The organism is Vibrio tritonius, from assembly GCF_001547935.1.
In the GTDB taxonomy this organism is placed as follows: domain Bacteria; phylum Pseudomonadota; class Gammaproteobacteria; order Enterobacterales; family Vibrionaceae; genus Vibrio; species Vibrio tritonius.
The window spans coordinates 2,133,747-2,155,775 of the sequence record NZ_AP014635.1 but is presented as its reverse complement, the minus strand read 5'-3'; the positions used below and the strand labels follow the sequence as shown (position 1 = coordinate 2,155,775).

Below are 22,029 nucleotides of genomic sequence, written 5' to 3'. Positions count from 1 at the left end.
TGGACAACAAGTAAAATTTCAACAATGGACAGCATAGTTTAGTAACTGTGACCCCTTTGTTTTTAAAGCGTTTAGATACTTTGTTTCATCGTAGGGAGTGTTAGTTTTCCAACAGCAAAAAGCTATCCGAATCCATTTAAAAGCGAGTGCTCGTATAGCGGTGTTATGCGGTTTACCTTTTTCAATTTGTTGCTGATAGAACGCTTTGGCCCAGAATGAAAAACGAACGGAGAGTCCAGCCCATTCAATGAACGTTTGGCGTAAGAACTTGGGGCAACTATAGCGCCAATGAGTCCATGATTTTTTGCCGCTCCGTTCAATCACAGGTGCAATACCCGCGTATTTTTGCAATTCAGCGGCGTTATTGTATCGGTCTCTATTAGTACCAAATGCCACAAGCAATCGTGGTGCTAACTGAGGTCCTGCACCGGGAAAGCTATCAAAAATAACGCGGTCTTTCTGCTCCTTGTAGCGACGTTTAATTTCTTTATCGATGACGGTAATAGCTCGGATAAGTAGACGTAACTGCTCAATGCAGATAATCACCATAAACGTGTTTGGGGCCATGATGCCTTGGTCTTGAGTGAGTGATATCGCCGATTTTATCTGTTCTACACGTTGTTGGTTTCGTTCGGGGTAGTGGGCATTATGTGCGTTGAAAAACTTCAGTAATGAGGAAGGTCTAGCTTGTTGTGCGCGTTCAAGAGTGGGCCATTGAGTGATAAAGTCACAGAAGATTTCGGTGTCTTTTTCTTTAAACCATTCAATAGGTTGAGGATAGTATTCTTTGAGAAGGGAGACGATTCGATTGGTGAGTTTTACTCTATTTTGAACGAACTTTCTACGGCCTTCGACGAGACGGGCAATGGCTCTGATAGCGGGTTTATCCGCTTCAAGAGGCATGAATTTATCCATGTTCCGCTCGATTAGCTGGGCGATAATGAAAGCGTCGCTAGGGTCATCTTTGGCACCACTATTGGCAAATGCTTTTCTAACTTGAGAGACCGTCACGGGGTTGATGGGAAACAAAACGATGTGATCGTACTTCTCCAATGCGTAGATTAGAGGGCCTTTTTTTAACTCACAAGCGACCGCTATTTTTTGCCCAGGGAATCGGGTTTTGAGTTGGTTTGCCCATTCATGAATGGCTTTCGGGTTAGAGGAAATAACATAGAATTTAGGAGTTTTTTGGTTAGGAAGTATTTCGCAAATGTCATGTTTTTGGTCAGCCCAATCGATACCAATTAAGACGGCGAAATCGGAGGGAGAGAAAGCTTTCATGGTAAGCCTCCTAAGAGTAAAGTGATTGTTGGAACGTGCTGAAAACTCGTTTCTCGCAGATATTATAGAGAGTCGATGAAGCGGCAATCCCTGAGTATGCGTTAGGAAATCGAGTAGCCTCTACTGATTCGAATCTATTGTTAAAAGCATCGAATGCTTTACGCATGCATATTCGTAATCAGTAGAAGCATGTTCCACCTTTCATTGGTTTTGGTAAACCAGAACTTGTGGAATGGAGTAACTATAAGTCGCATCAATTGACAAAATACATGTCACGAATTTTGCAGAGCAAAATGACGCGCCAAATATTTTGCAACTGTTCTCAGCGTTAGTTTACTTCATCAGTATCATTGTCTCCAAAATGACATTCAGAGGCGAGTTCGTTATGAATGTAGATGTTTCTGAGGAAGTTGGGATTGCCCCAGTACTGCAACTATGAGGATAAAGCCATCTTCTTTGGTATAGTAAGCGGTGTGCTTACCCACATGAAAGTAGAAGCCGCTGCGGTAAATGTCATAACAATTTTTCCCTAATTCAGGGTTATCAGCTAAAGCTTGAAAAGCAGTAAGTAAAGCCGCTTTATATTTAGTCCATTGCGTATCTGAAAAATTTTCGACAGTGTAATTTTTAATTTTGAGCAAATGTCCTTGAGCTAGACGGCTCAATTTATAAGATTTATTCGGCATATCGAGGTAAAGCTAAGTTAAAGAGAATTTAGGAAGTTTTCACCATCAACGACGTTTCCGTTGGCTAAATCTTTTTTTGCTGATTCAAAACAGTGTTTAAGGTAATCAGCTTTCATCGCTTCAAGTTCTTCGAAATCTTGAATGGAAATAACAACAACAGCGTCTTTGCTGTTTTTGCTAATTTTTATGGGTTCACGTTGGGCACTCAAAAGGAGTTCACCGAAGTTTCGTTTGGCGTCATTGGCTGTTAGTGTGCGCATAAACAGAGCTCCATGTTTGTATATGTTTTAGATTATAACCTGTGGTGCGAATTGGTCAATGTGATTAAATCGTGCGATTTGAGCGAAAAGTAAACTAACAATCCACTGCAATTGATGCAGTTAGCAGCGGCAGTTGCGGTTAAAAGTAATCTATTCGCTTCACTTTCAGCGAAGTGCGCAATTGTGTGGGGCGTTATGCATCTTAGGGATCGAGCATGGAAGTAGAAGGTTTAGGACCAAAGCGTACTCAGGATAGACATGAAAGTGATATCTATAGTATTTCTGATTCGAAGGTGGGTCTTACGATTCTTATCGATACCGTGGATGTGTATGGAGAGCAAAGGTGAAAGTGCCACTGTTTGCGGCGTTAGCCCGATTCGGTAAAAAGGAGTTTTGAGAAAAATGGAAGTCATATTTGTGAGACATGGCGTACCTGACTATTCGTTATCTGACGAGCGCCAAATGAGTCAACTTGAAAAAGATTATGCTCCACTTAATCGCGCTGGAATTCCTCAAATTTGTGCGACTGCGGAAGAATTACGCAATGAAAATGCGCAAATAATTATCTCGTCACCATATACCAGAGCATTACAAACGGCGGAAATCCTAAATCGTAGTTTGGGGTTAGAATTATTCGTTGAACACGATTTGCGAGAATGGCGTGCAGACTTATCTGGTGGTTATATTGAATTATCGGAAAGAGATCGCCGTTGGCAAGAACATAGAGAAACGCTAAAAAACAATATACACCCGCAAAATATTTCCTATGAATCTTGGGCGGAATTAAAAATCAGAGCTGAAAATGTGCTCAGAAAATATAGCGAATATTCAAGAATAATTATCGTATCTCATTTCAATGTTTTTGAAAGCTTGGCTGGTTACCAAGAGTGTGGGATAGATTGTGGTAGTTATAGACAATTGGAGCTGGTGTAACGACCTAACAAAAGCCAGCGACACAATAAATAGGGCGTCGGTTTACTGGGTGCGCATGCAAGCGCTGCAATATTAACTAATTAATTAACTTAAGACAGGAAAAGTAAATGGAGTTACATACACTTTTGCTATTTGCAGTAGCAAGCTTATCGATAAACTTAATACCAGGACCTGATGTAATCTATATTGTTTCCAATGCTATGAAAGGAAAAATGATTGGTGGCATGAAAGCTGCGCTAGGTTTAGGTGTTGGTTATTTCGTGCATACCTTAGCCGCAGTGTTGGGGCTATCGGCCGTGATTTTAAGTTCAGCGTTTGCATTCAGCATTATTAAATGGCTTGGTGCTATCTACCTTCTTTATTTAGGTTTCAGTTCACTACAGTCTATGTGGAAAGGTGGTTCGAAATTAACTCAACAAACAGAGAATAAGGCTCGAGGTAGTGTATTTAAACAGGGCATAGTGGTTAGCGTATTAAACCCAAAAGTTGCGTTATTTTTCCTATCATTTCTGCCTCAATTTATTGATATGACAGCTAGCTCAGTCAATATACAATTGTTAATCTTAGGCTTGTTCTTCAGTGGGTTAGCGACATTATGCAATATTGTTTATGCGGTAGTGGGAAGCTGGTTATTAAAAGGTGCTCAAGCTAACCGTTATTCACGAATTATAGAAGGGGTGTCCGGAGTTCTGCTTATCGGTTTGGCTGGCAAAATAGCATTAGGTAAGCAATAGTCACTTAGCCAAGGCATATTGTTGGGCTGGTTTGCCGTCGTGCGCCAAATCAGTCACATATGCGTGCGTTGGCATTAAGATTTTAACCTTTGCATATTGATGAGTTGTGAGTACGATATTCTCTAAAGGGATGAGTTTATGACAAGCTATAACGTTTTTTATTCCATCAAGGATGATGTAGACACGCATTATGTTACGTGTTTAACCCAAGAGTTTGTTCAGTTACTTTCCGAACATGATTTAGTTGAATCAGTGACCTGTAGCAAGCTAACCAACAAGGGAAACTTCCCTGAAATGCCCGATTTTCATTTGGCGGTTAACTTTCGTAATCAAGATCATATGAATGAATCGTTTGATACCGTCAGAAGAACATTGATGAATGAGCATCCTCACGCTGAGCTTATGAAGTCAACAAAAGAGTTTAAGGTCACGTTTAGTGAATCATTCTGATAGGACAAATAGCGAACTGATTCTTCAAATAGAGAAGACGATTCAAAGTTTAGAAACCAAGGTTTCCACATCTAAAGAGCGGCTACCAGCTAACTATCTAGAGCGTTACCGTGTGGCGCTTAGTGTGCTAATTTCACCCGAAGACACGGCCCAAATTATTCCCTCTTTAATCGCACTTCTACATCTTGCGAGAGGATACATAGAAACATCGAGTCATTATCAGCAGCCTTTTCTTACTGATATGGGAAAAACGGAAGAGTTGATCAAAGAATTTATGGGCAGGCGTCCGTAACTGGAATCGGCACTCAACAGACAGAACCAACGGTATGATTAGCAGAGATAAAAAGGATGTATCGTGTTAGAGCAATACGAGCAACAGTTTTTGGATTTTATTCAAAGAGAAATGAAGCAGGATTTGGCGCACGATATAAACCATGTCTTGCGGGTGGTAAAAACGGCTAAATCACTCTGTGACCGCGAAGGTGGCATTATGGAAATAGTGGTGCCAGCCGCTTACTTACACGACTGTTTTTCCTTTCCTAAACATCACCCCGAGAAAAAGAAAAGCTCCCAGCTTGCCGCACAAAAGGCCAATGATTTTTTGAGCAGTATTGGTTATCCGCAGGATTATTTACCCGCTATCTACCACGCTATCGAAGCACACAGTTTTAGTGCCAATATTAAAGCCAATTCTCTTGAGGCCAAAATTGTTCAAGATGCAGACCGGTTAGATGCTTTAGGTGCTATTGGTATTGCACGGTGTATTCAGGTCAATAGCAGCATGGGAGTCGGCTTATATCAGGCAGATGATCCTTTTTGTGCTTCAAGGCTGCCAGATGATAAGAGCTACGCCATTGACCACTTTTACGTAAAGTTATTGAAATTAAAAGATATCATGCATACCCACTCAGCCCAGCTTGAAGCACAAAAAAGAACGGAATTTATGCAACTTTATTTACAGCAGTTAGATAACGAAATTTAAATTTAGCTAATGAATTCTTGAAGTTAGATGTTATTGTAAGCGTCATGTAATTCCCTTGGGCGAATTTATCGCTCTGATTCTAGGTTAGTGCTGTTGCATGCGTTAATTACAATTGAGGGTGGTGGTTTATAAAAATAGATACATATGACGTGTTTGGGGGAGAGTCGGCTTCTGGTAACCCTTGTGGTGTATTAGAGCTTGATAGATGGCTTTCTGATGAAGAGCTAAAGAAAATAACTTATGAAGCAGGGCTGCCAGTTACCTCTTTTGTTATAAAAAATAATGGGCAGTTTCACATTCGCTGGTTTTCGCAGGATGGAGAAATTAACCTGTGTGGTCATGGTAGCTTAGGGGCTGGTGCTGCAATAATCTCTAAGTACAAACTCGATAATGTACTTTTTAGTAGCAAATACGGGAGCGTCAAAATTGCGAAAAAGAATGGTGTATATACCCTGGAGTTGCCTAGCTGGAAAGGTGAAATATGTGCTGTCCCACCAGAAATAGCAGACTTAGCTGTTGATGCTATTGACGTATTTTCAACTCGAGACTTAGTTATAGTCTTACCCTCTATAGAATCTGTAAGAAGTTTTAAGCCTGATGATATGCGTTTTAAACAGCTTGCTAAGTACCATGCTTTAATCGTGACTGCAGCAAACGGTGAAAATGGGTATGTATTAAGATATTTTGCACCCAAAATTGGTATATCTGAAGAACTGGCGACAGGTTCTGCTCAATGCTCTTTAGCTCCATATTGGTTTAACAGACTTAACTCAGATTCACTTCAGGTACATCAACTTTCATCATTAGGTGGCTATTTCGGCGTAAGGCGTATTGCAGATGATTCAATTGTGTTGTTAGCAAATGCAACATTACGGAAATAGCATTAGGTAAGCAATAGTCACTTAGCAAACATATGTTGTTGGGCAGGTTTGCTGTTGTACTCCGAATCAGCCACAAATGAGAGCGTTGTGAATGATGCGTATTCATTGTCAGTAGGGACAGAGTGATGGAGAATGGGGTGAACGTGAGGAAAGCGTCCAAAGAAGACGCAAGTGAGTTGTTAGCACTTATCAAACAAAAAGCTGAGTTTGACCGTAGCATGAAAGGCTTTGCAGGCGTAGTCTCTACCACCACAGAGAAAATTGAACGTACGTTATTTGGAGAGTCTCCAGTTGCTCATGCTCTGTTATTGGAACGCGATGGGCAAGTGCAGGGGGTTGCGTTGTTTCACTATCGTTATTCTTCGTTTAGTGGCGATCCTTCTATTTGGCTTGATGATTTATTCGTGCTAGAAGCTCTGAGGTCAAATGGGTATGGCAGACAACTTATGTTGGCTTTGAAAGTGGAAGCCAAGTGTTTACTTGCTTCCCATATTTCATGGACAGCCAGTCCAAATAACAACAAGGCCCACGACTTCTATAAAAAGTTAGGTGCTTATATCGAGCGAATGGATGGCCAACGTCCGTATTTTCGTTGGGAGCTCATCAATAAGTCCATTTCTGTGCCAAATGACGTTGAAAGGGAATGACCCATTCCTGCCGTCATTGAGCTTGACCTGTGCTCGTTGACTAAGCCCTGAATTCTGCATGTTGAGGTCATTTGGGTATATTCAAGTAAGGGGAATAGTAAATGGCTCAAAGTCGTTATAAAAAATTGATCACAAAAATGGTTCGTAAGGGGGCTAAAGGTTACCCTATTGCTACCATCGCCTTTTATGGTCCAAACGATAAAGTTGCAACGAAGTTAGTATGCGCAATAATGCCTTTTAAAGATGCGGAACCAGAGCCTCTGAAAAAGTGGTTTGCCTCATCGGATCTGAGAAAATCAGAATCGGTACTTAAAGAAGTCTTTGAATTCATCAATGACAATGGAGCAAAAACGGTCGGTATGACCGATGGCATTATTGGTTGTCCTCATGAAGAAGGCATTGACTACCCTCTAGGTGAGGCGTGCCCAGAGTGTCCATTCTGGGATGGGCGAGATCGTTTTTCTGGAGAGCATTGGCATTAAAATTTCAACCATAGCATATTGATGAGTTGTGAGTAGAGGGTATTCTCCAAAGGGATGTGTTTGTGACAACTGATAATATTTTCTATTCCATCAAGGATGATGTGAACACGCATTATGTAATGTGTTTGATTTAAGAGTTTGTTCAGTTACTTGCCGAGTATGATTTAGCTGAATCAGTAACCTGTACTCACCACGACTAGGAGTCATTAGTGGATATCAAGGAAGAATTTTGTTCTCATGAGCTACTTTTCCGCCCTATTTGCGTTGAAGATGGGGCTGCACTTTTTGATTCTGTCAGTTCTAATTCATTTCCTAATTCACTTCCGTTATCACGTCTTTCTACGTTAGATGACGCCAAACAATGGTGTGCCGACAGAGCGGCACAGTGGCTCACTGGGGATTGTTTTGTTTGGACATGTCGTCGTATTTGTGACCTATCTACCGTTGGACAAGTTACCCTCCTGCCTCAATCTCACCAATTGGCTCTAGCCTATTGGATTAGTCCTCAATATTGGGGGCAAGGTATTGCAGTTGAAATGTGTCAAGCTGTGTTAAGGCAAGCAAGTCTTTCTGGTTACCGCGGTTTAATTTGGGCAGGTGTCCATAACTGGAATCACCGCAGCCAAAGGGTGTTACGAAAATTGGGGTTTACCGAGCGCCTTAATACGGACCAAAGTGATGTGAATGAATACGTTGTTATGATTGGCGCTGATTTATCGATTTAAACACATCCAGACGATGAGAAGTATTGCTCATCAATAGGAGAGAAATGAACATTTGTTTATTGGCTGAGCACCCACAATATTGCCCAGAAATAGCGCAATGGTACTTTGATGAATGGGCTTGTCTGTCTCCCCATGCGTCTATCGAGCGAGTGATTGCTGACGTAATCGCAAAATCCCACAGCAAATCTTTGTTACCACTCTCTTATATTGCCTTGAGTGATACCACTCTTGCCGGAGTGGCTGAGCTCAAGTATCGAGAACACAAAGGTTATCCAGATTATGAGCACTGGTTGGGCGGCGTTTTTGTTAGCCCTAATTATCGTCGACAAGGGGTTGCTAAGGCATTAATTACAAAGGCTCTTCATCACGCTGATGGTTTAGGTATTCGCTATCTGTATTTACAAACGGAAGACAAAAATAGGATTCTGTATCAGCAATTTGGTTTTCATCCTCTGCATGAAACTGAGCCGGGTATTTTTATTATGATGAGAAACAGTTTTGAAATTTGAACTTGATAAATTTAATGGCATTATTATCAGCCAAGACGATTTTCCGCACAATATTGACATGTTTACTGCTGAACTAGAAAACATCGTCACCTTTTCTCAAGTAGAAAAGAAAAACATTATTTGGTTAACCTTACCGATTCATCTATCTCATTTCGTCTCCGCGGCAACAAAGTTGGGTTTTGTTTTTCATAATTGCCTCGAAGAGGAATTAACCCTCATTCATAAAGCAGCAGAGACCACATTCATTCCTTTTATTCCCACTCATACTATAGGCGCTGGTGCGATTGTGAAAAATGCAGCAGGAGAGCTATTGGTCATCCGCGAGCATGGAATGAAAGGGTTTAAATTGCCTGGCGGCCATGTTGAATTAGGGGAGAAAATAGAAACAGCGATTATTCGCGAAGTGGCCGAGGAAACGGGTGTGGCCGCAGCGTTTCATGCGATAGTTGGCTTTACGACTCGTCATCCATTTCAATTTGGTAAAACCAATCTCTATTTTGTTTGTCGACTTCACGCCATTTCCGATGAGATAAGCATCCAAGACATGGAAGAAGTGGCTGAAGCAAAATGGATATCGGTTGACGATTATCTGTTAGACGAAACCAGTGCCAGCTTCAACCGACAAATGGTTGAGGCATGTCATGATGCGAAAGGGCTGCAATCATTTTTACCCACCAACAATGCGGGTCCTTATAAAAAGCATGAAACCTTTTTTGCCTAGTTGGGGAAAAGAGAACAAAACACAAAGGATGGTATGAAGTTAGTTATTTTTGATTGTGATGGCACGCTGGTTGATAGCGAACGTTTGGGTAATTTGGCGCTACAGCAGCAACTTGCCCAATTCGATATTCATTACGGTGTTGATGAGCTGTTGGCAAAATTCCGTGGAGGAAAACTCGCATCAATTATTGCAAGCCTTGAACAAGAGTGCAGAGTCGTTTTCCCTGTAACATTTGAAGCAGAATATCGGGCGAAAATGACTGCATTATTCGATGAACATTTAAAACCCAACGATGGCGTAAAAGAGATGTTAGAGTCGCTTTCTATCCCATGTTGCATTGCTTCATCTGCGCCAAAAGCCAAGATAGATCGAGCGTTAGAGATTACTGGTTTAACCAACTATTTTGGCGATAACATTTTTAGTTCTTACGATGTGGGCTCATGGAAGCCAGATCCACAACTGTTTCTACATGCGGCGCAGCAGATGAAATCCGATCCTAAAGATTGCTGCGTTGTTGAAGACAGCGTTATCGGCTTACAGGCGGCAAAGAGTGCACAAATGAAAAGTATCTACTATGCGCCTAACTTGTCTGTGCAGCATGAACTGGCTAGCGTGCAAATTCGTCATATGTCCGAATTAAGCAATCATATTGCCACCACACTTTAATAAGTCGGTTGCTACAAAATGTGGATTTGAAGATACCAACGAACTGTACTTAGGCGGCCCGGCTGGCCCTCAGCACATCATGCAAAAACGATTGTTGTGAGAGAAAACAATGCGATAACTTGTGTGAGTTGGTATTGTGTTTGCCAAATTCATTTTCCTTAAATCCACCGGAGAACATGATGGATACCTTAACCGATGGCGAAAGCTATTTTGATGCCTGTTTTAGCAAGCTAGTGAGTGATGACTTGCGACTGAAAAATAGCGAATTTGAGGAGTGCCGTTTCGAAGATTGTGATTTTTCTGGTGCCGAATTTAAAAACTGCAAATTCACTAACTGTGAATTTGAGCGTTGCAATGTGAGTTTGGTGTCGTTGCCCAATACGAAAGTCTTTGGCATGACGTTTACTGAGTGCAAATTGGTGGGGGTGGACTGGACTAAGGTAACTTGGCCGGTGTTTCACGTCGACTTTGAATTGACATTTAAGCGCTGCATTATGACTGATAACTCTTTCTATGGTTTAACGCTGCATGAATTGGTGTTGGACGAATGCAAACTACACGATGTTGATTTTCGAGAAGGGAAGTTTCCTGATTCCACTATGACCTACTGTGATTTCACCAACAGCTTGTTTATGCGAACCAATCTGCAGCAAGTTGATTTTAGTGAGTCGACTAACTACACGATTGATGTATTAGAGAACCAAGTCAAAGGAGCGAAATTCACGCGTTTTGAAGCGCTGAGTTTGTTGGAATGTTTAGGTATCGAGCTGGTGGATTGAGACTCTGTAATGGGGAATAGGCGTAAGGTTAACGATCTTTCACAGATGGGTGAATCCAAAGTTACCTTAGTTGAATATCAAGGTAGAACCTGTATTCGTAAGCAGGGTGCTAATTCTGTTGAAACGGGTTTTTATCAGTTTGCAGCTTCTGAATTGAAAGGTGTGAATACACCAAAATTGGTTTGGTTAGATCAGCATGATTTGTATCTCGAATTTATTCCTAGGAAGGTTTCTTTAGAACAGCTCGTTGAACATAAGAGTGTTTTTAAACAGCTGTCATTGATTCATCAATCCGACTATCAACCCTCTTTCCCCGTAAAGCAGCACCGCTGGCAATTGGTAGATACCGAATTCGCTTTAGCTACATTGGGTTTGCCAGACATGTGCGAAGAAATGGTTCGTTCAATTCAAGCATGTTCAGCGGATCTTTTTGGTCCGAGTGGGCTGATCTCCGGCGATTCAAACGATGGCAATTGGGGAGTAAGAGATTCTGGTGAGCTGGTTTTATTTGATTGGGAACGGTTTGGCTTTGGAAGCCCCGCTATTGACTTAGCCCCCTTGGTGAAAGGGATGGGCTCGCTAGATGATTATCTACATATTATTGAAAAATATCTGTTTTATAATTCATCGCTATCTGATAGATCTTTATTAAAGCAATTGATTATCGCCAAAATGTGGATTGCGATTGAAGTGACGAACCTACTAAAAATACGCCAGAAAGCAGGTGCTGAACGTTATTTCAATTGGTATAGAACGCATCTTCCCATGTGGCTTAACACGATAGAGAACTGCTTGTGATTGTCTAATGGTTGGGCAAGATAAATTAAAGGAAATACCCATGATTATTCGCCAAGCAACGGCTGCTGATATTGAGGCTTTGTTTACTCTCAATATGCAGATAGGAAACCTACATTTTGCGAATGCTCCGGAAGCTTTTGCACTGCCTAGTGAAGCGGATAAAGCCCTTTTAATGAATGCGTTAAAAGATGAATCATACCTGTTTTTGGTGGCTGAGATTGATAAAAACGTCGTCGGTTATATTACTGCGACGATCACTCAAAATGAGACTATCTCATTTTTGGTTCGCTGCCGTATTTGCCGCATTGGAACCATAGTGGTTGATGAACATTGCCGCTCTCAAGGCATTGGTCAACATTTGATGCAAGCATGCCGCAACTGGGCAAAAGAGCAGGGTGCGGAGCAAATTCGATTAGAAGTGATGGCGTTTAATGAGTCAGCGCAGCAGTTTTACACGCAGCTTGGCTTTGTTAATCAGTCTCATATCATGTGCCAGCTACTGGATTAACTGGTTATAACGATTGTATTTCACCAATAGTAAGGATGGTAGCCAATGAAAAATCTTTCCATGGCCGTCGTTGTTAGGGAAGGTCGAGTTTTAATTCAAGAGCGCTTTCGACGTAGCGAAGGCATGGTGCTTGAGTTCCCGGGTGGTTCGATTGATAGCGGTGAAACGCCGGAAGTGGCCGCCGCACGTGAATTGTGGGAAGAAACAGGCCTAGAGCAACTCGCAGTGAAGGGGGCTTTCCAAGCTGAAAATGAATTTGGTGGAAAAATTCATTACATTGTCTTTGAAGGAAACCGTTCAACCACGCCGACAGAAGTAGATAGCACGCGTCAGCAAACGTTCTTCTGGTTCGAGCCTACCCAGATTCCAGTTGATGAATTTCATGCAGCGGATGCCGATTTTATTGAACATCAGTTAGAGCAATTTTTGTAAAAAGAGCATAGGAAAGCAATGCATGGACTTAACCCCAATTAAACCAGAAGAATTTGCTCAGATGTTTGAGCTGTTTAAAGTATCTATGCATCCCATTATTGATGAAGCCCTAGGCTGGGATGAGGAATTTCAGGAGAGCAATTTTAAGCAGCACTTAAAGCCGGAGTGGTTTTATTGGGCTGAAGTCGATGGTGAGCGCGTTGGGGTGGTTTGTCATCGTTACAAAGAAGCGAGTTTGCATATCCACTTTTTGGCAATTTTTCGTCCGTACCAAGGCCATGGCTACGCGCAGCAAGTCTTGGTTCAATTGGAACGGATGGCCGCAGGTGAGGGTAAAGCGGTGACATTAAGCTGCTTTAAGAACAATCAACGTGCCGTTAAATTGTATCGAACCTATGGTTTTAAAGTGCTTGGTGAAGACGACCTTTTTTACGACTTTGGTAAGGTGAGCCATGCGTTGGCATTCACGTTGTAATGAGCGGTGCACTTTAGGGATATCCACGCTCGCTGGTGGGTAAAAACCATTTATTAGCCGCTATCCTATTCACTTTGCGCATTGTTACCTTGTCGCGGCTAGGTGTATTGACTACAATGCGCCACCATTCATTTTTTTCAGGTTATAACTATGAGCGACGCTAGCGCAAAGCCAACCCTGCCAGATCGTTTGTCTGGTAACCCACGTAGCAAATTCTTTGTTGAAGAGTGTTTTGAACACCACATTGGTATTCTTCTTAACGGTAAAGAACGCACCGACGTGGAAGAGTATTGCATCAGCGAAGGTTGGGTAAAAATTCCTTCACCAAAAGCAAAAGACCGCTACGGTAACCCAATGCTAATCACTCTGAAAGGCGAAGTAGAAGCGTTCTACAAATAAGCTGAATTGAGTTGAATTAATAACGCATAGAATCTCGGTTCTATGCGTTTTCTTTTTTACGGGCTTTGGTTTTTGCTCTGCTCTTCTTTCTTTCTCTATGACTTCCCCCAACAGACTCTCTTTTCCTATACCCTGTTAAATGTGCTATAAACGCAGCTAACTTATTGTGTTGTAGATGGTTGATGGCGTATGTTGATTGAACAAGGCTCAATTGATGATATTTTGTTTATTGATGCACTGATTCCCGAATTTGATGGGCGTAATACGCGCGAACGTCTTAATGAGCGTTTGTCAGGCATTCCGCATTTGATTTTACTGGCTAAAATCGATGGGCAAATCGTTGGGTATAAAGTCGGTTATCAGCTTTCAAGTTTGGAGTTTTACAGTTGGATAGGCGGTGTTATCCCGTCCCATCGCCAACAAGGTGTTGCATCTGAGCTACGCCGGTATCAAGAACATTGGGCGCGAACATCGGGCTATCAATTTATCACGGTAAAGTCGATGAATGCGTACCCTAATATGCTGCGTCTTTTGATTGCCAGCGGTTACCAGATCACGGATTACGAAGCAGGCCAAACCCCGACAAGTGGAAAGATAGTGTTTCAAAGAGAGTTAGTATGAACGCTAAGAAACGTAAGATGAAGCTGCCGATCATTGCAGTGATATGCTCGCTATTTTTCTCTGTGTTGCCGTTGATCTCGGTAATGGTGGCTGGCGCGATTGCCAATGTTAAGCACTGTCTTCTGGATGAAGGTGCTGTCAACCCATGCATCATTTTTGGTGTCGATGTCGGCGACATTCTTTACAGCATGTTGGTTTTTGGTTGGTTAATGTTGGTCTCGTTACCGCTAGGCTCGGTGCTTACCATCATTAGTGTGGCTTGGTTGCTATTTGTGGTGATTCAAAACTATTACTATCGCAAAGCGCTACCAGAGGAAAAATAGCCGATAAAAGGATAACGAATATGGATGTGGTTATTGGTAACAGTGCACAGATCATTAAGCAAGCACAGCAAATACGTTATGCCGTGTTTGTTCAGGAACAGTTGATTCCACAAGAGTTAGATTTAGATGGACTTGACCAAGAATCAATGCATCTTTTGGTGACTGACGATTCCACGCCGGTAGCTACCGCACGACTCTCATTTTCCTCGGCTTCTTCAGCTATCTTAGCCCGCGTGGCAGTATTGAAAGCTTTTCGTGGTGCGGGTGTTGCGAAAGCGGTGATTCAAAAAGCTATTGATTACGCGATTAAACAGCGTGTTCACCATATCGACATTCATGCTCATCAGCACCTACGTGGTTACTACGAAAATTTTGGTTTTAAATACGTAGATACGTGTGAAGTGGTTGGTGGCCATCCATTAATTGCGATGAGTTATCGCACCGATGTTCAATAAATCCTAATTTCTAGGAGTGAAGGGAGAGTCAATGTCTAACTCATTTATGTTGCGCGCCTTGGAAATTTCGCAACAAGCGTTGCCAAAATGTCGGCCAAATCCGCCGGTCGGTTGTGTGTTGGTAAAAGACAATGTGATTGTCGCGGAGGGTTACACACAAGCTATTGGTGGCAATCACGCCGAAGTGGAAGCATTAAACGCCTACCAAGGTTCATTTAATGGTATGACGGCGTATGTCACTTTAGAACCCTGTTCCTTTGTCGGCCGAACTTCAGCGTGTGCCAAAACCTTGGTAAGCACAGGGATAAAGCATGTTGTGGTGGCAATGTTGGATCCTGATCCGCGCAATAGTGGCAAAGGTATCGCCATCTTGGAAGATGCTGGCATCAAAGTCGACATCGGCGTAGAAGGTGCGGTGGTTTCCCAGTTTCTCACCCCTTATCTTGGTCAATCGTAATTGCCCTAACACGCTGATCTTTAGCTTTTGTGAGGCAGTCGCTTGAGTTCATCCTAGCATTGACGGATAACAGAATTTTTCCAAGGACGAAGGATAAGTTGTGGGAAATTACTGTGGTCAGTGTCGGCATTTCGTCCGGGCGAAAGAGAATCTAAAAGATCAGTGCGGAGCGTGGGATCAGCCCACACAGGCTAAGCGTGATGCTTGCGGTTTCTTTATGTCAAAGAAACCGAATCGAAATTCACTCAAAGGGAGTGATACCAGGGAATAATCCAGTACAGGGAGTACGTTATGTCAAAGTTGATTCACGGTAGTTGTTACTGCCAAAAAATCATGTTTATTGTCAAAGACGAGTTTTCTCGTTTCTATTTCTGTCATTGTGACCAGCGCCGCAAGATGATGGGCACCGCTCATGCAGCGAATTTGTTTACAGAAGTCGACAATCTCACTTGGCTAAAAGGTGCAGAGTTGGTGAAACGCTATGATGACCCCCATCGTGCTTTTACCAAAGCCTTCTGCCCTGAATGCGGTTCACCGCTACCATACATATCCAAAGCCAGTAACACCATGGTGGTGCCAGCGGGATGTTTGGATGAAGAGCCATCAAAACAAGTGGATGCCCAATTGTTTTGTGTTGAGCAGCCTCATTGGTATCAGGTCGGGTTGAGCGCAGAGAAAAAAGCAGGATTTCCTAATAGTTAGAGAGATAGTAAACGGAGTTTAGGATGAAATTGTATGGACGAACCACATCGTTTAATGTGCAAAAAGTGTTGTGGTTACTCGATGAACTCGAACTAAATTATGAGCATGTGGAGCTGGGCGGCCGGTTTGGCGGGCTTGATGCGCCTGAGTTTGGTGAATTCAATCCTATGCGTAAAGTCCCAGTGTTGATCGATGGCGACAAATCCGTGTGGGAATCACACACCATTTTGCGCTATTTGGCTGCTGCTTACGGGGATGAGCAATGGTGTCCGAAGGATGCTTATGAACGTTCTCTTTATGAACGCTGGATGGATTGGTCACATCTGATTTTTCAACAAGCTTTTATGGGCACCTTTTGGGGCTACTATCGTATGCCAGCTTCCAAGCGGAACATGGCAGAAGTGAATAGCCACTTAGCTAAATGTGAAGAGTGCCTTGCACAGTTAGAGCAGCAATTAACGGAAAACCGTTTTTTGATTGGCGAACATATCTCGCTTGCAGACATTTGTGCTGGAGCTGTGCTTTATCGACTCACTGCTCAGGGCTTACCTATTACACTGCCGCCGCAAGTCGCAAGATGGTTTGACTTGCTACAAAGTCGCCCGGGCTATCAAAAATGGGTGATGAGTGATTTTACTGAGTTGCAAGGCCGAGAAGATTTTTAGCACGAAAAAACTGTTATGGTATAACACTTCGTTATGCTGTTAAGTTAATCGATAAATCTTATTAATGGCTATGTAAATAACTTTTTTGTAAATCAATAACGCGCTTGAAAAACTGAGCCAGTTTACCGACAATCCGCCGGTTTTAGCCAATAGGCTCATTTATTGAAGAGGTAGTGTCGTGAAAACTGCGATGTACATTGACGATCTTACTGCAATTGATTTTTCAGTTTATCACGGTGGTGAAATCCGCGGAGACAGCGTCTCGCTTTGCGTTGTTGTAGCTGGTGATCGTAACGACTCCGGTATGATCTCCGATTTCGGCAAAATCAAACCCAGACTCAAAGCGATTTGTGATAAAGAAGTCGACCACCGTTTGGTGTGTGACCCACAATTTATTTCTGTGCAAGATGGTATTGGCCAGGGCGAGTTTCCGGTGTCTGCTGGAGTGATTAGCTCGATGGGACCCATCCAGATGTATTGCCCAATTGCCATGACAGCTGAGCATTATCTGGACAACATCAAAAGCTTCTTACTGGAGAAATTCAGCGCTGAGATGCCAATGTTTGATTTCCAGATTGAGCTTAAGCCGAACCCAACGCCTAGCTTTCAATACAATCATGGCTTAAAGCTGCATGATGGAAACTGTCAGCGCATTATTCATGGCCACAGTGCGGATCTGCAAGTGATCATTGATGGTAAGCCTTGTGTTGAAACCCATCGATTGATCGCCTCTAGCTTGAACGGTAAGCACTTTTTTAATGAAAGTGATGTGATGTTTGATTCTGGTCGCTCAATGATTCGATACAGTGCATCCCAAGGTAATTTTGAAGTTCAGTTGCCTAACGCATTGCTTGAACTGGTTGAAGGTGAACCTTCCATCGAAAACATCTCCCGCCACATTGCCAAGAAAGTACACACTTTGCAACCTAACGCCACGTCCATTCAAGTGCGCGTGAGTGAAGGCCTATCTAAAGGTGCGGTGACGCTGCTGTAATTCAAACATCGGTTATACATTCTGCATGCCTAAAACCAGTGAGCGAGACTTCACTGGTTTTTTCTTTGGTGTCGTTAAAAGCTAACTCTGTGGCGGGCTGTTTGGGCAATAAATTGTCTTAAATCCTCTCACTATTCGTCCTGATCAATAAATAATCAAACACCATGAGTTTTATAAGGTTACTCTGCTATTACTGATTCAAGGTGAATGAAACCATGGGACAAATAAAGGATAGGAGTCGATAACGATGAAACATAATAAAGCTGCGATCATATTGCTCGCTGGGCTGGGGGCTTCTTTTTCAGCCAATAGCGCAGATTGGCAACTGGTATGGGATGATGAATTTACTGATAGCGTAGGATCAAGTTGGACGTTTGAAACCGGAAATGGTTCATCAGGTTGGGGGAATAACGAACTTGAATATTATCTGGCCGAGAACGCTACCGTTGAAAACGGCAACTTGGTGATTACTGCCAAAAAGGAATCCACAGGTGGGTACAGCTATACGTCGGCTCGAATGAATACATCGGGTAGTCAATCATTCAAATACGGGAAGATTGAAGCGCGGATAAAACTTCCCACTGGCACAGGGTTATGGCCTGCATTTTGGATGCTAGGATCGAACATGGGAAGTGTAGGTTGGCCTTATTCCGGTGAAATCGACATTATGGAGCGCATTAATACGGAAAACGTGGTGTATGGCACCGTACATTGGTGGGCCAATTTACATGCCAGTTATTCCGGAACCAGTACCGCATTAGATATGAGTCAATATCATGTTTACACCGTTGAGTGGGATGCGAGCATGATGAAATGGTATGTCGACGGAGTGCTGTTTCATGAAATGAGCATTTTAAATAATGTGGGTGATACCGATGAGTTTCACAAAGAGTTTTATCTGTTACTTAACCTTGCCGTAGGGGGCAATTGGCCAGGTTTCACCGTTGATGACTCTGTTTTACCTGCCAAAATGTATGTGGATTACGTCCGCGTGTATCAAGACAGTTCGAATACGGCCAGTACTCACACGGGAACGGCGAATTCGACAATGTTCTCAACACAAGTGGAAGCAGAAAATTACGCCAATATGAGTGGTGTAACCACAGAAAGTACGAGTGATATGGATGGTGGTTCTGATGTTAGCTCGTTTGATACGGGGGATTGGGTGGCATACAGCAACATTACACTTCCAACGTCAGGTAAATACCAAATTGAGTATCGAGTAGCGAGCACCAACAGTGCAGCGCGTCTCTCTTTGGATTACAACGCTGGCGCCAATGTCGTTGGCTATGTTGACCTCGGATCAACAGGGGGCACGCAAACTTGGCAAACGATCACTCAAGAAGTTACGCTCAATGCAGGCAGTTATAATTTCGGTATTTATGCTCAAACCGGAGGATTTAGCCTGAACTGGATGCGAATTACTAAGTTATAGCTCAGCCCGTCAGTATTGCTTGATTGAGCAAAATTGAAGAGCACTTATGCCCAAGTTACCTTTTTCTCTAACTCACTGTTCTTAAATGACTCATATTTAAGAACAGTTATTTAACTGGCTCTCATTATTATTTAGCTATTGTCTTTCTATATATTTACTCAGTTGAATATTATTCAATTAAAGCCACGTTTTATTATCCTTTCATGATTTAAGTTTGAAATAAAATCGTCATAAAAATGTCTGCACATATGTGCAAATCTGTCACTGCGTTGTCATGCTTCGCTATTATTCTATTCGTCGTTAAGTAATGGTTTGACATTAACTTAATGAAATTAAATGAAAATTTTACATGTCCGTTTGCTGGTGGTTGAGTGTTAAATAAGAACCTACTTGCAAACTTAGTAGAGTTGCCGCTGTGAGAGCCGGCTTTTCTACATACGATATTGCCTTATTTCGTTTTCCTATGTTTATGGTGTTTTGGAATTTTCCGTCACTTCAATGAGTAGAAAACGGATTTTATTTTTGTTGTGGAGTTGAATAATGAATTCGAGCAAATTATTGACCATCGTATTATTGGGACTGGCGAGTACGTCGACTGCTTATGCGACGAGTTTTTCCTATGCGCATAAATATGAAGACGTTTCAAAAGGGCACACAGATGAGTTAAAACTGAGCCACGGTTTTGAATCGGGTATTGGTGCGTCGGTTAAATTGAAATTTTCGCCAAACGATGAAAAGAGCGGCGATGCGGGTATTGCCTTTCATGATGAACGTTGGAAAGAAACGGCGTTAGGCGTAAATTACAGTGTCAACATTAATGAAAAACTCTCTATTGAACCAGGTTTTACTTGGGCAAGAAAACAAGATGAATACAAGTATAAGCCCTCTTTATCAATGGATTATGCGTTAACTCCTGATGTAGAACTGTCTTCACGTTACCGCTATGAAATTTCAGATTATGCCTTTAAAGAAACCAAGCGTGTTAACCGGTTTGATGCGGGCATTAGCCGTAAAATCGGTCAGTTTTCTTTGGGATACACGCTTACTCTCTATCGCGCCAATGCCGAACTGTATAACAATCGAGAAACCGATTATGAGCATGCGATTGAGTTGAAATACAAAGCCTCTAAAACGTTTACTCCGTTTATTGAGTTGACGAATGAATCGGTAAGCAAGCACACCGAACAACGCCAAACGGAATTTGAAGTGGGCTTTAAATACAAGATTTAAGGAGAGGAACAAAGAGATGAAATTAAGATCGCAAATGCAATTGGCGGGTCTGTTCATCAGCTTGTTGGCAACGATTTCGCCTGCGCTAGCAAGCACTTGGACATTGGATAAAGTCGTAAGCCTCACGCGCCATGGCGTTCGTCCACAGACCAACACGGAAAAGCTTGATAAAGCGACACAGCTTGAGTGGCCAAAGTTTGATGTGGCGGATGGTAACCTTACCGGTCATGGGTACGCAGGGATGATGCAGCAAGGGGCTTATCTGTTCACACAATGGCAACAGCAAGGTCTCAATATTCAAAGCCAGTGTCCGAATCAAGAACAGTTCTTTTTGTGGACCAGCCCGTCCCCGCGTATTAAAGCGACAGGCAAAGCCATGGCCGATGGTATGTTTCCAGGGTGTGGTGTTGCACCATTAAGTGTGAACGCTAAATATGGCCCCTTATTTGAGTTGTATCATTTGCATGAATCGCATCCTGACCAAGCCATAATGAAGCAACAGATCATGGCCCGTATTGGCACTCCAGAGCAAGCGGCCGAACGTTACAAAGCTTCGACAGAGTTACTACGTAAAACAGTGTGCGCTCAAGATAAACCAAGTTGTGAATTTCTTGATAAACCTTGGGGTGTAAAATTTAAAGATACTGGTAAACCCAAGCTAAAAGGGCCGGGCGAATTAGGAGCGACAATAGGCGAAACTATTCGGTTGCAATATAGCGATAACATGCCCATTAGCGATGTGGCATTTGGTCATGGTGTGGATGCGAAAGCCGTTAAAGCGCTGATGGCAATGCATGCGGCGCAATACGATCTCGCTCTGGATACACCAGAGTTTGCATCTCATGCTGGTTCGTTACTAATGCGCCAAATGCTGTCGGCTATCACGTCAGGAACTGAGTTATCCAAACAGTGGTCTGGAGATAAGCGTTTAGAGCGTCCTCTTGTCATGTTATTTGGTCATGATACTAATATTGCTGAAATTCAAACGATGTTAGGAATGAAGTGGGAACTGCCTAATTATCCTGCCAATGATATTCCTCCAGGTGCTACTCTTAGCTTTGCTCGCTTTCATAAAGCGTGGAGTGACCAAGAGTTTGTCCGCGTGCGCTTTGAGGCTCGTACCTTAGACCAATGGCGCTCTCTATCACCATTGAATAACCAGCAACCCCTGCCACATCAAGATCTCAACGTAGCTGGCTGTGAAGCAACGGATGTTGGCGTGCTATGTCCGCTGGATACTGTGGTTAAGCGTGCTAGCCATCTGTTGGTTAATGACGGTCTGCAATTGGCACTGTTTCAAACCAAATAGAGTACAAAATTAACGATGAAGGGGCGCTTGCGCCCCTTTTGTCGTTTCTCTCTCTTTTTGAATTTTTTATGACATCGGCATTAGGCAATTGTTTTCACTTTTTTATCTATTAATATATGGATATGCATATATGGAGATGTACTAATGTTACCTCATGACTTTTTTAAATTGCTCGCGGATGAAACGCGAGTGCGATGCTTACTGCTGATCGCTCGTTACCCAAATATCTGTGTGGGTGATTTGGCGGAAGCTTTGCATGAGAGCCAGCCTAAAGTGTCACGTCATTTAGCCTTATTGCGTTCAAGTGGCATTGTATTCAATCGTCGCCAAGGACAGTGGGTGTTTTACTCTATTAGTGACGACCTTCCGGGTTGGATGAAAAAACAGATTCAAGGTCTGGTCGATTCGCAATGTTTAGCCCGCGAGTACCAGCAAGATATCGAGCGATACGCCACTGCGCGTGAGCACTCAAGTTGTTGTCAAGCATAGG

32 protein-coding genes and 1 pseudogene are annotated in these 22,029 nt (G+C 42.7%); 30 read left to right on the top strand and 3 right to left on the bottom strand.

Annotation, left to right across the window (positions count from 1 at the left end; genetic code table 11):
- Positions 1-18: 18 nt before the first annotated feature.
- The 3 genes from JCM16456_RS09555 to JCM16456_RS09545 all read right to left on the bottom strand — a co-directional run bounded on the left by JCM16456_RS09555 (position 19) and on the right by JCM16456_RS09545 (position 2,227).
- Entirely contained in the window at positions 19-1,281 is a 1,263-nt protein-coding gene (locus JCM16456_RS09555; protein WP_068713995.1) for an IS110 family RNA-guided transposase, read from the bottom strand.
- 383 nt (positions 1,282-1,664) lie between these two features.
- Positions 1,665-1,967: a type II toxin-antitoxin system RelE/ParE family toxin gene (locus JCM16456_RS09550; protein ID WP_068713994.1), complete on the bottom strand. Its 303-nt coding sequence runs from the start codon at positions 1,965-1,967 to the stop codon at positions 1,665-1,667.
- 17 nt (positions 1,968-1,984) lie between these two features.
- Positions 1,985-2,227, bottom strand: a complete 243-nt coding sequence (locus JCM16456_RS09545) for a type II toxin-antitoxin system Phd/YefM family antitoxin (RefSeq protein WP_068713993.1) — start codon at positions 2,225-2,227, stop codon at positions 1,985-1,987.
- 402 nt (positions 2,228-2,629) lie between these two features.
- Between JCM16456_RS09545 and JCM16456_RS09540 the strand changes: the two genes are divergently transcribed.
- The 30 genes and pseudogenes from JCM16456_RS09540 to JCM16456_RS09400 all read left to right on the top strand — a co-directional run bounded on the left by JCM16456_RS09540 (position 2,630) and on the right by JCM16456_RS09400 (position 22,028).
- Positions 2,630-3,160, top strand: coding sequence for a histidine phosphatase family protein (locus JCM16456_RS09540; RefSeq protein ID WP_068713992.1), 531 nt, complete (start codon positions 2,630-2,632; stop codon positions 3,158-3,160).
- Positions 3,161-3,267: 107 nt separating this feature from the next.
- Entirely contained in the window at positions 3,268-3,894 is a 627-nt protein-coding gene (locus tag JCM16456_RS09535; protein ID WP_068713991.1) for a LysE family translocator, read from the top strand.
- A gap of 138 nt (positions 3,895-4,032) precedes the next feature.
- On the top strand, positions 4,033-4,344 hold the full coding sequence (locus JCM16456_RS09530; RefSeq protein WP_068713990.1) for a hypothetical protein: 312 nt from the start codon (positions 4,033-4,035) through the stop codon (positions 4,342-4,344).
- Positions 4,331-4,636 (top strand): hypothetical protein, encoded by a 306-nt coding sequence (locus JCM16456_RS09525; RefSeq protein WP_068713989.1) that lies wholly within the window; start codon positions 4,331-4,333, stop codon positions 4,634-4,636. The genes JCM16456_RS09530 and JCM16456_RS09525 overlap by 14 nt, the downstream gene beginning before the upstream one ends.
- Positions 4,637-4,699: 63 nt before the next feature.
- A complete protein-coding gene (locus JCM16456_RS09520; RefSeq protein WP_068713988.1) occupies positions 4,700-5,326 on the top strand; it encodes an HD domain-containing protein in 627 nt (208 codons plus the stop codon).
- Positions 5,327-5,460: 134 nt separating this feature from the next.
- The gene (locus JCM16456_RS09515) at positions 5,461-6,207 is read left to right on the top strand and encodes a PhzF family phenazine biosynthesis protein (RefSeq protein ID WP_331710530.1); all 747 of its coding nucleotides are present in this window, start codon (positions 5,461-5,463) and stop codon (positions 6,205-6,207) included.
- 125 nt (positions 6,208-6,332) lie between these two features.
- On the top strand, positions 6,333-6,854 hold the full coding sequence (locus tag JCM16456_RS09510) for a GNAT family N-acetyltransferase (RefSeq protein WP_179946801.1): 522 nt from the start codon (positions 6,333-6,335) through the stop codon (positions 6,852-6,854).
- A 101-nt stretch (positions 6,855-6,955) separates the two neighbouring features.
- Positions 6,956-7,336: a hypothetical protein gene (locus JCM16456_RS09505; protein WP_068713986.1), complete on the top strand. Its 381-nt coding sequence runs from the start codon at positions 6,956-6,958 to the stop codon at positions 7,334-7,336.
- A 209-nt stretch (positions 7,337-7,545) separates the two neighbouring features.
- Positions 7,546-8,061 (top strand): GNAT family N-acetyltransferase, encoded by a 516-nt coding sequence (locus JCM16456_RS09500; RefSeq protein ID WP_068713985.1) that lies wholly within the window; start codon positions 7,546-7,548, stop codon positions 8,059-8,061.
- Positions 8,062-8,105: 44 nt separating this feature from the next.
- Positions 8,106-8,570 carry a GNAT family N-acetyltransferase gene (locus tag JCM16456_RS09495; RefSeq protein WP_068713984.1) on the top strand — a complete coding sequence of 155 codons (465 nt, stop codon included), beginning with the start codon at positions 8,106-8,108 and terminating at the stop codon, positions 8,568-8,570.
- The gene (locus JCM16456_RS09490) at positions 8,560-9,291 is read left to right on the top strand and encodes an NUDIX hydrolase (protein ID WP_068713983.1); all 732 of its coding nucleotides are present in this window, start codon (positions 8,560-8,562) and stop codon (positions 9,289-9,291) included. The genes JCM16456_RS09495 and JCM16456_RS09490 overlap by 11 nt, the downstream gene beginning before the upstream one ends.
- Positions 9,292-9,324: 33 nt before the next feature.
- Complete coding sequence (locus tag JCM16456_RS09485) at positions 9,325-9,957, top strand: HAD family hydrolase (protein WP_068713982.1); 633 nt, start codon at positions 9,325-9,327, stop codon at positions 9,955-9,957.
- A 16-nt stretch (positions 9,958-9,973) separates the two neighbouring features.
- Positions 9,974-10,057 (top strand): annotated as a pseudogene (locus tag JCM16456_RS24200) (GNAT family N-acetyltransferase); the annotation flags it as partial.
- Positions 10,058-10,136: 79 nt separating this feature from the next.
- Complete coding sequence (locus JCM16456_RS09480) at positions 10,137-10,736, top strand: pentapeptide repeat-containing protein (protein ID WP_068713981.1); 600 nt, start codon at positions 10,137-10,139, stop codon at positions 10,734-10,736.
- 45 nt (positions 10,737-10,781) lie between these two features.
- A complete protein-coding gene (locus JCM16456_RS09475; protein WP_408068370.1) occupies positions 10,782-11,534 on the top strand; it encodes a phosphotransferase family protein in 753 nt (250 codons plus the stop codon).
- Between the two features lie 40 nt (positions 11,535-11,574).
- Positions 11,575-12,042 (top strand): GNAT family N-acetyltransferase, encoded by a 468-nt coding sequence (locus tag JCM16456_RS09470; RefSeq protein ID WP_068713979.1) that lies wholly within the window; start codon positions 11,575-11,577, stop codon positions 12,040-12,042.
- A 45-nt stretch (positions 12,043-12,087) separates the two neighbouring features.
- Complete coding sequence (locus JCM16456_RS09465; protein WP_068713978.1) at positions 12,088-12,474, top strand: NUDIX hydrolase; 387 nt, start codon at positions 12,088-12,090, stop codon at positions 12,472-12,474.
- A gap of 22 nt (positions 12,475-12,496) precedes the next feature.
- Positions 12,497-12,949: a GNAT family N-acetyltransferase gene (locus tag JCM16456_RS09460; RefSeq protein ID WP_068713977.1), complete on the top strand. Its 453-nt coding sequence runs from the start codon at positions 12,497-12,499 to the stop codon at positions 12,947-12,949.
- Between the two features lie 150 nt (positions 12,950-13,099).
- Positions 13,100-13,348, top strand: a complete 249-nt coding sequence (locus JCM16456_RS09455) for a DUF3297 family protein (protein WP_068713976.1) — start codon at positions 13,100-13,102, stop codon at positions 13,346-13,348.
- Between the two features lie 189 nt (positions 13,349-13,537).
- Positions 13,538-13,969: a GNAT family N-acetyltransferase gene (locus JCM16456_RS09450; RefSeq protein WP_068713975.1), complete on the top strand. Its 432-nt coding sequence runs from the start codon at positions 13,538-13,540 to the stop codon at positions 13,967-13,969.
- Positions 13,966-14,292: a hypothetical protein gene (locus tag JCM16456_RS09445; protein WP_068713974.1), complete on the top strand. Its 327-nt coding sequence runs from the start codon at positions 13,966-13,968 to the stop codon at positions 14,290-14,292. The genes JCM16456_RS09450 and JCM16456_RS09445 overlap by 4 nt, the downstream gene beginning before the upstream one ends.
- A gap of 20 nt (positions 14,293-14,312) precedes the next feature.
- Positions 14,313-14,747: a GNAT family N-acetyltransferase gene (locus tag JCM16456_RS09440; protein ID WP_068713973.1), complete on the top strand. Its 435-nt coding sequence runs from the start codon at positions 14,313-14,315 to the stop codon at positions 14,745-14,747.
- Positions 14,748-14,778: 31 nt separating this feature from the next.
- Positions 14,779-15,204: a bifunctional diaminohydroxyphosphoribosylaminopyrimidine deaminase/5-amino-6-(5-phosphoribosylamino)uracil reductase RibD gene (locus tag JCM16456_RS09435; protein ID WP_068713972.1), complete on the top strand. Its 426-nt coding sequence runs from the start codon at positions 14,779-14,781 to the stop codon at positions 15,202-15,204.
- A gap of 291 nt (positions 15,205-15,495) precedes the next feature.
- On the top strand, positions 15,496-15,906 hold the full coding sequence (locus JCM16456_RS09430; RefSeq protein WP_068713971.1) for a GFA family protein: 411 nt from the start codon (positions 15,496-15,498) through the stop codon (positions 15,904-15,906).
- Between the two features lie 23 nt (positions 15,907-15,929).
- On the top strand, positions 15,930-16,571 hold the full coding sequence (locus JCM16456_RS09425; protein WP_068713970.1) for a glutathione S-transferase family protein: 642 nt from the start codon (positions 15,930-15,932) through the stop codon (positions 16,569-16,571).
- Between the two features lie 178 nt (positions 16,572-16,749).
- A complete protein-coding gene (locus JCM16456_RS09420; RefSeq protein WP_068713969.1) occupies positions 16,750-17,565 on the top strand; it encodes a 6-carboxytetrahydropterin synthase in 816 nt (271 codons plus the stop codon).
- 247 nt (positions 17,566-17,812) lie between these two features.
- Positions 17,813-19,000: a carbohydrate-binding protein gene (locus tag JCM16456_RS09415; RefSeq protein WP_068713968.1), complete on the top strand. Its 1,188-nt coding sequence runs from the start codon at positions 17,813-17,815 to the stop codon at positions 18,998-19,000.
- 540 nt (positions 19,001-19,540) lie between these two features.
- Positions 19,541-20,230 carry an oligogalacturonate-specific porin KdgM family protein gene (locus JCM16456_RS09410; protein WP_068713967.1) on the top strand — a complete coding sequence of 230 codons (690 nt, stop codon included), beginning with the start codon at positions 19,541-19,543 and terminating at the stop codon, positions 20,228-20,230.
- Positions 20,231-20,246: 16 nt separating this feature from the next.
- A complete protein-coding gene (locus JCM16456_RS09405) occupies positions 20,247-21,539 on the top strand; it encodes a histidine-type phosphatase (RefSeq protein WP_082712273.1) in 1,293 nt (430 codons plus the stop codon).
- Between the two features lie 144 nt (positions 21,540-21,683).
- Positions 21,684-22,028 carry a metalloregulator ArsR/SmtB family transcription factor gene (locus tag JCM16456_RS09400; protein WP_068713965.1) on the top strand — a complete coding sequence of 115 codons (345 nt, stop codon included), beginning with the start codon at positions 21,684-21,686 and terminating at the stop codon, positions 22,026-22,028.
- Position 22,029: the final 1 nt, after the last annotated feature.